Source organism: Variovorax sp. 05N34 (assembly GCF_056397405.1).
In genome coordinates, this window is the sequence record NZ_JBFTNI010000001.1 from 549849 (window position 1) to 561376 (window position 11528).

At 64.0% G+C, this 11528-nt stretch carries 12 protein-coding genes and 1 other RNA gene; 4 read left to right on the forward strand and 9 right to left on the reverse strand.

Annotated features, from left to right (window positions below; all coding sequences use genetic code 11):
• Positions 1-17 precede the first annotated feature (17 nt).
• On the forward strand, positions 18-1328 hold the full coding sequence (gene moeA / locus AC1DMA_RS02720) for a molybdopterin molybdotransferase MoeA (RefSeq protein ID WP_478126456.1): 1311 nt from the start codon (positions 18-20) through the stop codon (positions 1326-1328).
• Between the two features lie 40 nt (positions 1329-1368).
• Positions 1369-1851 (forward strand): cyclic nucleotide-binding domain-containing protein, encoded by a 483-nt coding sequence (locus tag AC1DMA_RS02725; protein WP_478143138.1) that lies wholly within the window; start codon positions 1369-1371, stop codon positions 1849-1851.
• Between the two features lie 6 nt (positions 1852-1857).
• On the opposite strand, the gene rnhA is transcribed toward AC1DMA_RS02725, so the two are convergent.
• Both rnhA and AC1DMA_RS02735 read right to left on the reverse strand, forming a co-directional pair.
• Complete coding sequence (rnhA, locus tag AC1DMA_RS02730) at positions 1858-2307, reverse strand: ribonuclease HI (protein WP_478126458.1); 450 nt, start codon at positions 2305-2307, stop codon at positions 1858-1860.
• Positions 2308-2320: 13 nt separating this feature from the next.
• Positions 2321-3091 carry a class I SAM-dependent methyltransferase gene (locus AC1DMA_RS02735; RefSeq protein WP_478126459.1) on the reverse strand — a complete coding sequence of 257 codons (771 nt, stop codon included), beginning with the start codon at positions 3089-3091 and terminating at the stop codon, positions 2321-2323.
• 349 nt (positions 3092-3440) lie between these two features.
• On the opposite strand from AC1DMA_RS02735, the gene AC1DMA_RS02740 reads away from it, so the two are divergent.
• Positions 3441-4970 carry a transglycosylase SLT domain-containing protein gene (locus AC1DMA_RS02740; protein ID WP_478143139.1) on the forward strand — a complete coding sequence of 510 codons (1530 nt, stop codon included), beginning with the start codon at positions 3441-3443 and terminating at the stop codon, positions 4968-4970.
• Positions 4971-4974: 4 nt separating this feature from the next.
• Here AC1DMA_RS02740 and AC1DMA_RS02745 read toward each other — a convergent pair whose 3' ends face one another.
• The 7 genes from AC1DMA_RS02745 to dnaX form a co-directional block, all read right to left on the reverse strand.
• Entirely contained in the window at positions 4975-5808 is an 834-nt protein-coding gene (locus AC1DMA_RS02745) for an ABC transporter permease (protein WP_478143140.1), read from the reverse strand.
• Position 5809: 1 nt separating this feature from the next.
• Positions 5810-6625 (reverse strand): ABC transporter ATP-binding protein, encoded by an 816-nt coding sequence (locus AC1DMA_RS02750; protein ID WP_478126462.1) that lies wholly within the window; start codon positions 6623-6625, stop codon positions 5810-5812.
• Positions 6626-6673: 48 nt separating this feature from the next.
• Complete coding sequence (locus AC1DMA_RS02755; RefSeq protein WP_478126463.1) at positions 6674-7708, reverse strand: ABC transporter substrate-binding protein; 1035 nt, start codon at positions 7706-7708, stop codon at positions 6674-6676.
• Positions 7709-7818: 110 nt separating this feature from the next.
• Positions 7819-8214: an MAPEG family protein gene (locus tag AC1DMA_RS02760; RefSeq protein WP_478126464.1), complete on the reverse strand. Its 396-nt coding sequence runs from the start codon at positions 8212-8214 to the stop codon at positions 7819-7821.
• Between the two features lie 22 nt (positions 8215-8236).
• Complete coding sequence (recR, locus tag AC1DMA_RS02765; RefSeq protein ID WP_478126465.1) at positions 8237-8827, reverse strand: recombination mediator RecR; 591 nt, start codon at positions 8825-8827, stop codon at positions 8237-8239.
• Positions 8828-8844: 17 nt separating this feature from the next.
• Positions 8845-9177, reverse strand: a complete 333-nt coding sequence (locus tag AC1DMA_RS02770) for a YbaB/EbfC family nucleoid-associated protein (protein WP_012747441.1) — start codon at positions 9175-9177, stop codon at positions 8845-8847.
• Between the two features lie 75 nt (positions 9178-9252).
• On the reverse strand, positions 9253-11103 hold the full coding sequence (dnaX, locus tag AC1DMA_RS02775; RefSeq protein WP_478143141.1) for a DNA polymerase III subunit gamma/tau: 1851 nt from the start codon (positions 11101-11103) through the stop codon (positions 9253-9255).
• Positions 11104-11193: 90 nt separating this feature from the next.
• Between dnaX and ffs the strand changes: the two genes are divergently transcribed.
• An RNA gene (gene ffs, locus AC1DMA_RS02780) (signal recognition particle sRNA small type) lies at positions 11194-11290 on the forward strand.
• Positions 11291-11528 lie beyond the last annotated feature (238 nt).

The window sequence follows — 11528 nt, forward strand, 5'->3', positions numbered from 1 at the left end:
CTTGCCGTTCTTTCTCCATGAGCCGAATTGCCGACATCGCCGCCGCCCTGGCGGGCTACGACCCCAAGGCGATGGGCGTCGATGCGGTGCAGGCGTTCCTGGCGCGGCTTGCCGACCAATCCGCCGTCACGCGAGACGAAACCGTCGCGCTGCGCGATGCGCTCGGAAGGGTTCTGTCGGAGGACATCGTCTCGCCGCTGAGCGTGCCCCCGCACGACAACTCGGCCATGGACGGGTTCGCCTTCAATGGCGCGGTGCTCGACCGCCATGACGACGATGCGACCGTGCGCCTGCGGGTGGTGGGCACGGCGCTGGCAGGTGCCGCCTGGCACGGTTCGATCGCCGCTGGCGACGCCGTCAAGATCATGACCGGGGCCGTCATGCCGGAGGGCCTGGACACCGTCATTCCGCAGGAGTTCTGCACCATCGAGGGCGCGGCCGTCAGCTTTTCCGCCGCCGCGCTGCAGCGCGGCGACAACCGGCGACTGGCCGGCGAAGACCTGATGCAGGGCAGGCCGGCACTCCAACGCGGCGAGATCGTCTCTCCGGCTGCGTTGGGCATGATGGCCAGCCTGGGATTGCCCACCGTGCCGGTGCTCAGGCGCCTGCGGGTCGCTTATTTCTCGACGGGCGACGAGATCCTGAGCGTGGGCGAATCGCCGCGTGAGGGTGCGGTCTACGACAGCAATCGCTACACGGTCTTCGGACTTCTCGCGCGCCTGGGTGCCGAGGTCGTCGACCTTGGCTTGGTGCGCGACGACCCCGCCGCGCTCGAATCCGTCCTGCGGCGTGCTGCGGGCGATGCCGACGCCATCATCACCAGCGGCGGCGTCAGTGTCGGCGAGGCCGACCACACGCGCACGGTAATGCAGCGCCTGGGCGACATGGCCTTCTGGCGTGTTGCCATGCGGCCCGGGCGTCCAATGGCCGTCGGGCTCATTCACGCGGGCACCGAGATGCGCGCACCAGCGGTGCTCTTCGGCCTGCCCGGCAATCCTGTCGCGGTCATGGTGACTTTCCTCGCGTTCGTGCGCCCTGCGCTGCTGCGGATGATGGGCTGCAATGCAAGCTCGGCGGCGGCCCCACCCCTCCTTCGCGCAAAGAGCGTCAGCGCCATTCGCAAGAAGCCCGGCCGCACCGAATACCAGCGTGGCCGCGTACAGGCCGTCGCTGGCTCACTGCCGGAGGTTCGGGTTGCCGGAAACCAGGGCTCTGGCGTCCTGAGCTCGATGGTCGAAGCCAATGGGCTGGTGGTGCTCCACCATGATCAGGGAGACGTGGCCGCAGGCGATGCCGTCGACGTGATGATGTTCGACGGTGTGGTGTAAGGTCTGGCCCCGCAGATCGAAGGAGCGGAAGGAGCGGCAAGTGGGCGCGACAAGAATCGAACTGATGCAACAGATGCCCATCTTCGGAGCCGTGGGCTCTGAAACGATGGAATTCCTGCTGGCGCCGGCGCCGGTGGTCCGCATGAAGGGCGGCGACTACTTCTTCCATGAAAACGATGAGCCCGACTGCATGTACGTGCTGGAAACCGGGCACGTCACTGTCTCGAAAAGCTGGCAAAGCCACGAACTCCTCATCCGCCGGCTCGGGCCGGGCGACTGCTTCGGTGAGATGGCCCTTCTCGATCTTTCGCCACGCAGTGCGTCGGTGCGCGCGGACGAGGATTGCAGCGCAATTCAGCTTTCGTCGGCCAATCTCTATCGGGTGTTCGAGCGCGACGTCGAACAGTTTGCGCTGATCCAGATGAACATCGCGCGCGAGATGAGCCGGCGACTGCGGGTCACCGATGACCTGCTCTTCAGGGCCCAGATGGGCGAAGCACTGGAAACGCCGCAGCGCATCTGAAGCGCGTCAGATCCTCCCCAGCGCCCGCTCGACTCCCTTGTTGGCGAGCGCATCCGCACGCTCGTTGCCCGGGTCTCCCGAATGCCCCTTGACCCATCGCCACTCGATTTGATGGCCGCCCTCCGACACCAGCTTGTCGAGTTGCTGCCAAAGCTCGACATTCTTGACGGGCTGCTTCGTCGAAGTGCGCCAGCCCTTGGCTTTCCAGCCGCGAATCCATTCCGTGATGCCCATCCGCACGTATTGGCTGTCCAGATAGAGAACGACCTTGCATGGGCGCTTGAGGGCACCGAGCCCTTCGATCACCGCCTGCAGTTCCATCCGGTTGTTGGTGGTGTTGAGTTCGCCGCCGAACAATTCTTTTTCGGTGGCACCCGACTTGAGCCATGCGCCCCAGCCGCCGGGGCCCGGGTTTCCCTTGCAGGCGCCGTCGGTATAGATCTGTACTTCGTTCAAGAAACGTTCCTTGTCACTGTCGATGAGAGGGATCGCGGTGCATCCTGCCCGCGATCGGCACCGGCGCGCTCGCGCGGGCCGCAGCCCGGCGCCAGTCGGCGCTCAGCAGCCGGAGGCCGCGGACCCGTTTGACCGCGACCAGAAAATAAACCGCGCCGAAGATCGGCCACCAGCGCTCCCCTGCCGTGTCGAACCAATGGCAGCGCTCCAGCCATGCCTCGCTGCGCACCGCAGGTCGGTAGACACCGAAGCGCCCTGATTCGACCTCGAAGCTCAGCAGACGCAGCCAGTCGCGCATGCGCCTGTAGCCGATGAAGTCGCCGGCCTCCGGCAAAAAGAGCTCGCCGAATCCAAGGCGCCTGTAAAGACGCGCCCTCCGTTGCCGCATGCCCCACAGGCTTGCGGGATTGAGCCCGCAGATCACGACACGGCCTTCGGGCACCAGCACGCGCTCGACTTCACGCAGCGTCGCATGGGGGTCGAGGCTGAGTTCGAGCGTGTGCGGAAGCACCACCAGGTCAAGGCTGTTGGCCGAAAAAGGCAACGCGGAAAAATCGGTGACGAGCGCGCATCTCGCCGCCATCGCCGGGTCGGATACCGAAAGCCAGCGATACGGCATGCGATTGGCACGCAGGCCGTCCAGCTCCGGCAAGCCCAGTTGCAGCGCGTGATAGCCGAATACGTCCGCCACGGCCTGATCGAACTGGGACTGCTCCCAGGCCAGCAGATAGCGGCCTGGGGGGGTCTCGAACCAATCATGCAAACCTATAATTTGACCGCTCATGACCCTCGTTCCGCTGCCCGCCTTTGCCGACAACCACATCTGGATGCTGCAGGAAGTGTGCGACGCGAACTCGGTCGACCCGGGAGATGCCAGGCCGGTGTCCGATGCACTCGAGCGTGGCAATCTGCAGTTGGCCGCGATTCTAGTCACGCACTCCCGTCATGCCGACCCGATGAGGCGAATGTCGAATTTTCTTCCGCCCGGCGCGCATTGGCGACGAGGGCGACCTGGCATACACACTTGCTAACCCGAGATTTGCGTGTGCAGCGGAACCCCCTGCCGCAGAGATCGATCAGTAAGCGGCCGCTGCGGTGTTCGCGGCGCTGCGTTAATGGATGAACCACTTTTGATGAGACTTATCGTTGCCGCCTGCCTCGCGGGCTCCTTGTTTCTCGCGGGCTGCGCCACCGGTACAGGCAATTCGTCCTTGGCTGCATCGGAGCGCGCGACTCCGGTCTATCCGGGCGGACCCCTGACGCCGATTACTTCGGGCCAGACGAAATCACGCGCTGTCGTCACCTTGGCACCTCCCACGGACATGTGGGACCGCATCCGCAAGGGCTTCAAGATGCCCGACCTCGACAACGACCTCGTACACGATCGCGAGCAGTGGTACGCAAGCCGGCCCGACTACATGCAGCGCATGACAGAGCGGTCGAGCCGCTACATCTTCCACATCGTCGAGGAACTCGAGCGTCGCGACATGCCGACGGAGATTGCGCTGCTGCCGTACATTGAAAGCGCCTTCAATCCGCAAGCGGTTTCGACCGCTCGTGCTGCCGGCATGTGGCAGTTCATGCCCGCCACAGGCACCGACTACGACCTCAAGCAGAACATCTTTCGTGATGACCGCCGGGACGTGGTCGCGTCTACTCGCGCAGCGCTCGACTACCTGCAGAAGCTCTACGGCATGTTCGGCGACTGGCAACTGGCGCTGGCGGCATACAACTGGGGCGAAGGCAACGTGAGCCGCGCCATCGCGAAGAACCAGCGCGCCGGCTTGCCGACCGGCTATACCGACCTCAACATGCCTGCCGAAACCCGCATGTACGTCCCCAAGCTGCAGGCCGTCAAGAACATCGTTGCCAATCCGGAACGCTTCAACGCAGAGCTGCCGCTGATCGCAAACCACCCTTACTTCCAGACCGTCACGCTCAAGCGGGATCTCGACGTCGACCTTGCCGCAAAACTGGCCGACGTCAAGATCGAAGACTTCCGCGCGCTCAATCCATCGGCGCACAAGCCGGTTCTGCTCGCTGCCGGAACACCCGAGATCCTGCTGCCCTGGGACAACGCAGCCGTGTTCCAGCGCAATTTCGAGGCTTACTCGCAAGGGCAGTACGCCAGTTGGACCGCCTGGTCCGTGCCATCGACGATGACGGTCGCGGACGCCGCCCAGCGCACAGGCATGAGCGAAGCCGACCTGCGCGCCGTCAACAGCGTGCCTCCGCGCATGCTCATCAAGGCGGGCTCGACTCTGATAGTGCCGCGTGGCGCCCGCGTTCAGGAAGACGTGGCGGCGCTTGTCGCTGACACCGGGCATCTGAGCTTTCAGCCCGAAATCGTCACGCGCCGAACGATCGTGCGCGCCGGCAAGAAGGACAGCGTCGCGAGCATCGCCCGTCGCTACAGGCTCAGCCCGGCCGCCGTCGCCGAATGGAACGACGTGAAGCCCAATCACGCCTTCCAGAAGGGCTACGAAGTCGTTGTGTATCTGCCCGTGCGCGCGGCATCGACGGCGCACGTCGGCAGCGGTGCAGCGCGCTCGAGCGGAAACCACATGCTCAAGACGACGAGCCTCTCGCCCAAGAGCACCGCGGCCAGTCCAAAGGCAAAGGCCGTCAAGAGCGCGCCGAAGACCTCCAAGAAAAAGCGCTAGGCACTCAGAGCTTCTCGGTTTCGCCGCTGCGGGGCTGCCACTTCATCAGGCGCTTTTCGAGCACGCCAACGATAGCGTCGAGCACCAGCGCGAAGGCTGTCAGCACCACGATGCCCGCGAACACCGTGTTGACGTCGAAAGTGCCTTCGGCCTGCAGGATCAGATAGCCGACGCCGCGCGCCGAGCCCAGGTATTCGCCCACCACCGCACCGACGAAGGCCAACCCGACCGAGGTGTGAAGGCTCGAAAACACCCAGCTGGTCGCGCTCGGCAAATACACCGTGCGCAGCAATTGACGTTGATTCGCGCCCAGCATGCGGGCGTTGGCGAGCACCACCGGGCTCACCTCGCGAACTCCCTGGTACACGTTGAAGAACACGATGAAGAACACCAGAGTGACCGCAAGCGCCACCTTGCTCCAGATCCCCAGCCCAAACCAAAGGGCAAAGATCGGCGCGAGGATCACGCGAGGCATTGAGTTCGCTGCCTTGATGTACGGGTCGAACACGAGGCTCGCCGTGCGCGCGAGCGCCAGCCAGAGTCCGCAGGCCAGCCCCAGCACAGTGCCGATGAGGAATGCGAGGACGGTCTCCAGCAGCGTCACCCCGAGGTGCAGATAGACATCGGCATTGCCGGGCAGCCCTTCCGGAAAGAGCACGTTCGGCGGGATCGCGACGGGCATGAACCAGCTCCAGATTCGCCCCGCGACCTGGATCGGTTCGCCGACGAAGAAGGCGAACTGCTCGTTGCGCGACGCGACGTGCCACGCCACCAGAAGCACGATCAGCAGCGCGATCTGCCAGAACCGTGCGTTGTTTTCACTGGGTCGAAGGCGCATGTCAGGCCGCCTTCTTCAGTTGTTGCGCGTAGCCCTTGAGGACTTCGTCGCGCAGCACGCCCCATATCTGCGTGTGCAGTTCGACAAACCTTGGATGCGCCCGCACCTCGGCCACGTCGCGCGGACGCGGAAGGTCGATGACGAATTCACCGATCGGATGCGTTGCCGGACCGGCCGACAGAACCACTACGCGATCACTCATCGCGATCGCCTCGTCGAGATCGTGCGTGATGAAAAGCACCGCCTTCTTCTTCGCCGCCCACAGGTCGAGCACCTCGTTCTCCATCAGTTGCCTTGTCTGGATATCGAGTGCGCTGAACGGCTCGTCCATGAGGATGATGTCAGGGTCCAGTGCCAGCACCTGGGCAAGCGCCGTACGCTTGCGCATGCCGCCCGAGAGTTGATGCGGATAGCGGTCGCCGAATCCGGCAAGACCCACGCGGGCGAGCCAGTCTTCGGCCTGTGCCTTCGCCTGCGCATCGGCAACGCCGCGGTATTGCAGACCCAGCATCACGTTGTCCAGCGCACTGCGCCACGGCATCAGGGCTTCGGTCTGGAACATGTAGCCAGCCCGCGCATTGATGCCGGCCAATGGTTGTCCAAACACCTTCACGCTGCCCGACGACGGCGCCAGCAGCCCGGCGCCGATGTTGAGCAGGGTCGACTTGCCGCAACCGGTCGGCCCGACCACGGACACAAATTCGCCCTCGCGAATGCGCAGCGTGGTGTCCGAAACAGCGGTGTAGCGCTGCCCCTGATCGTCCTTCGATCGAAAGATGCAGCTGATGTCTAGGAGTTCGAGCGCGTAGTCGACCATGGAGTGCCAGAAAAAACCCGGCCGGAGCCGGGTTGCGAGGCGTAAAGGTCAGGCTTTGAACCTGTCCTTTGCGCGCCGCGCAAAATCGTTGGTGTAGAGCTTCGACAGGTCGATCTTGTCGGCCTTGACGCTGGGATCGAAACTCGCGATGGCGTTGAGCGCCGTCTTCGGACCATCCGCCGGCACCATGCCGTCCGTGGCGATGGCTTCACGAACCTTGTCGAACGACGCGAGATACAGCGCGCGGTCGCCAAGCAGATACGTCTCCGGCACTGTCTTGATGATGTCACCCGGGCCGGCCGTCTGCAGCCACTTGAGGCCATGCACGATGGCATTCGCCAGCGCCTGGCACGTGTTCGGATTCTTCTGGATGAACTCCGCAGACGCATAGAGGCAAGCGGCCGGCATCGGGCCGCCGAACACTTCCTGCGTGCCCTTGAGCGTGCGCGTGTCGCTGATGATCTTCACGTCGCCCTTCTGCTCGAGCATCGTCATCACCGGATCGGTGTTGCTGATGGCATCGATTTGACCCGAGCGCAGTGCGGTGAGCGCCCCTGCCGCAACGCCGACGCCGATGTAACTCACGTCGCTCGCCTTGAGGCCGCCGCGCGAGAGCACCAGGTTGGCCACCATGTTCGTCGACGAGCCCGGTGCCGAGACGCCCAGCTTCTTGCCCCTCAGATCGACGATGCCCGAATAGCTCGGCATGTTCTTCGTCGAAACGCCGATCGCGATCTGCGGTGCGCGCCCTTGCAGGACGAAAGCCTGAAAGATCTGGTTCTTGGCCTGAAGGTTGATCGTGTGCTCGAAAGCACCCGAGCAGACATCGGCCGAGCCGCCGACAACGGCTTGCAGGGCGCGTGAGCCTCCTGCGAAATCGGAGATTTCCACATCCAGGCCCTCGGCCTTGAAGTAGCCGAGCTGCTCTGAGATCGTCAACGGAAGGTAGTAGAAAGCGGCCTTGCCGCCGACCGCGATAGACACCTTCGATTTTTCAAGCTTGGGCTGGCTGTGGACCAGGGGCGCGCCGACGGCTGCAGCGCCAAGTGCGGTGGCGATGGTGAAGGTGCGGCGATTGAGCATGAGTGGCGCCTTGAGGCCCTGTGTTCGAATGTTTTCGAAACGAGCTTAGGGGTGTGCATGTCCCTCTGCATCGGGAACATCCCGTGCGGGTTTTCACGTAAACATGAAGACTACTGGCGGCCCGCGAACAGGATCGCGACATTCACGAAAAACGCGAGCGCCCAGACAGCGCTCCGAATGGTGCCGAGACCTGCGATATAGACACCGATATAGACCAAGCGCAGCAAGACGTAGGCCGCTGCAAGCATGTCGAGCCGCGCCTGCGCAGCGCCCAGCTGATGCGCGATGATCACGGCGCCGATGAAGAACGGAAGCCCTTCGAAGCCGTTGGCCTGTGAGCTGTTAGCCCTCGCGCGCCATCCAGACTGGCGCGCACCCCACTCGCGCGGCTTCTGGTTGTCGCTGCCCTTGAAAGCGCCCGCCTTGGCAATGTAGGCCGACACATAGGGCAGCAAGGCAGCGATCAACACGCACCAGTAGGCCAGAGAGAGGTGGGGCATGCTCATGTGCTTCTCGCCTTGGAGAGGGTCAACGACGGTCGACCAACGCGTGCGCGATGGTGCCCAGGTCGACGTATTCGAGCTCACTGCCGGCAGGCACGCCACGCGCAAGCCGCGTCACCGTGAGCCCCCGTTGCTTGAGCGCTTCGCCGATCACGTGAGCCGTGGCCTCGCCCTCGGCGGTGAAGTTGGTCGCAAGGATCACCTCGCTCACAGTGCCATCGAGCGCGCGATCGAACAGCTTCGCAAGGCCGATGTCCTTGGGTCCAATACCATCGAGCGGACTGAGCTTGCCCATCAAAACGAAGTAGTAGCCACGGAACGCGCCGGTGCGCTCGAGTGCGGCCTGGTCGGCCGGTGTCTCGACGACGCAAAGCTTGGTCGCATCGCGGCGCGGATCTCCGCAGACATTGCAGATGGCGGCTTCGGTGAACGTGTTGCACCGCTCGCAATGCCGCACGTTGCTGGCCGCCTGCTGCAACGCGCGAGCCAGCATCTGTGTGCCTTCGCGATCGTGCTGCAGCAAGTGAAACGCCATGCGCGAAGCAGACTTCGCGCCTACGCCGGGCAAACGCCGCAGCGCTTCGATCAGCGCATCGAGCGAGCTGGAATCCGCCATTCAGGTGCGGCGAACCGTCAGAACGGCAGCTTCATGCCGGGCGGCAAGCCGGGCATGCCGGCGGTGAGCTTGCCCATCTTCTGCTCGCTCGTTTCTTCAGCCTTGCGCACCGCCGCGTTGAACGCAGCGGCCACCAGGTCTTCGAGCATGTCCTTGTCGTCGGCCAGAAGGCTCGGGTCGATGGTGATGCGTTTGACATCGTGCTTGCAGGTCATCACGACCTTCACGAGGCCCGCGCCCGACTCGCCTTCGACCTCGATGGTGGCGAGTTCTTCCTGCGCCTTCTTGAGGTTGTCCTGCATTGCCTGCGCCTGCTTCATGAGGCCGGCCAGTTGTCCTTTGTTGAACATCGTTGGTCCTGTGAGTAAGAAATGTTGGATGGATGAGACCAGGTGGCGCCGGCTCGGCGCCGCCGGCTCAAACCGTCATGCGGGTCGCAATGTACCTGGGACGATCCTCGCATCCCAGTCTCGCATCATCGATTGCACTTCAGGATCGTTGCGTATGGCCTCTTCGGCGATCCGCTGACGCTCCTCTGCAGCCTGCTTGTTGCGTCGTGCCGGACTGTCGACGACGGCACCGACTTCGATGGCGATTTTCACACCATGGCCGAGCGCAGCAAGTGCTGCCTGAACCTTGTCTCGACTGCCGGGCTGGTTGAGTGATTCACGCTCGACCCGCAGCAGCCACTGGTCGACGTCGCGAGCCACCAGCTGCGACTGCAAAGCCAGTTCGCGGGCCAGCGCGGTGATCGACTCGGCGGCCACCATCTGCGTGACGGTGGCGTGCCAGAAGTCGCCCTCCTCGCTCGGCGGGATCGGCGCCGACGGCGCGGCGGACTCGCCTTCTCGCGCGCCGGGCGGCGGCTGGATGCGTACGGGCATCGCCATGACCTTGGTCGCCGTTGGTGCGGATTCTTCGGCAGCTGGGCGGGGCGGTGGCGATGTATGCAGCGCCGGAGCGTCGACCACGGGGAGACGGTGACCAGGGCGCTCGATGGGCGCGACTGAAGGCGACGAAGGCGATGAAGCCGCGGGTGGCGATGAAAGGCGTTGCACCGCCGGTGCTGGCATGGCGGGCTTGGCGGACTCGACAGACGCTGCGCGCGGCAGCGCCGGTTCGGCCCGCGGAGCTTCATTCAGAGTTTTTTTTTCCTCCGATGCTGCGCCACCGGGCTTGAACGCCAGCAAACGCAACAGCACCATCGTGAGCGCCGCATATTCGTCGGGCGCGAGGCCCAGTTCGGCACGTCCGTGCAAGCAGAGGCTGTACAGCAACTGCGTTTCGTCCGCCGGCATCATCGCAGCGAGTCGCGCCGTTTCCGCAGCATCGGGGTCTGCGCCGTTGTCAGATCCGACGCGCGACGGCACTGCCTGCAAGACCGCCATGCCCTGCAGCACGGCCGTCATCTCTTCGAGTGTCGAAGCGGCGGAAAGCCCATCGCGCCGCAATCCTTCCGATGTCTCGACGACTGTCTTGCCGTCGCCCTTGGCGAGCGCCTCGATCAGCTGGAATACGTGACCGCGATCGACGCTCCCGAGCATCTGCCGCACACCGGCTTCCAGCAACTCTCCGTTGCCGAATGCGATCGCCTGATCGGTCAGGGACAAGGCGTCGCGCATCGATCCGCGCGCGGCGCGTGCGATGAGCCGCAGCGCATGCGGCTCGGCCGGCACCGTCTCGGTCTGCAGGACGCGCGTGAGGTGTTCGAGCACCGTCTCGGGCGCCATCGGCCGCAAGTTGAACTGCAGGCAGCGCGAAAGCACGGTGACAGGCACCTTCTGCGGATCGGTCGTCGCCAGCACAAACTTGAGGTATTCGGGCGGCTCTTCCAGCGTCTTCAGCATGGCGTTGAACGCGTGGCCCGTGAGCATGTGCACTTCGTCGATCATGAAGACCTTGAAGCGCCCCTGGACGGGTTTGTAGACCGCTTGTTCCAGCAATGCCTGCACTTCATCGACGCCCCGGTTCGATGCTGCATCGAGTTCCGTGTAGTCGACGAATCGACCTGAATCGATGTCGCGGCACGCCTGGCATATGCCGCACGGCGTGGCGGTGATGCCGCCCTGCCCGTCCGGCCCCTGGCAGTTGAGCGACTTGGCCAAGATGCGTGAAACCGTGGTCTTGCCCACGCCCCGCGTTCCGGTGAAAAGATACGCGTGGTGCAGTCGTTGCGAGGTCAGCGCGTTTTCGAGCGCCTGGACGACATGCTCCTGGCCGACCATCTCGCTGAAGGTTTTCGGGCGGTGTTTGCGAGCGAGCACGAGATAGGCCATCGGCGCATTTTAGGGTCGGCCGACCGAGGTCTCCGTTGCTTCATCCCACGCAATATCGGGGTGATGAAACGTCGCCTACAATCCCCCGCTGACGGGCCTCCCCGCATGGTGAAGTGGCCAACCGGGTCAGGTGGGGAACCAAGCAGCCCTAACTGCGTAGCCAGTGCCGGGGGTAAGGCTCGTCAACCTCATATCGCGCGAAGCATCGCGCCGCGGATCGCGCCAAGGGTCTCATGCCCTCGGCGCTCCAGCCTCGCAAAACACTGTACGCAAATACAGTGGATCCGGTAGAATTCGTCGTCCCCAAGAACAACATCGAGGCGACGTCATGATTCCCCCTTCTCCCTTTGCTCCCCTTCGAGCCACCGCGCGTGGGCTTCCAGTGCTTCCATTCACGCCGAAGCCGCTCGTCAGCCGAGCCTCCT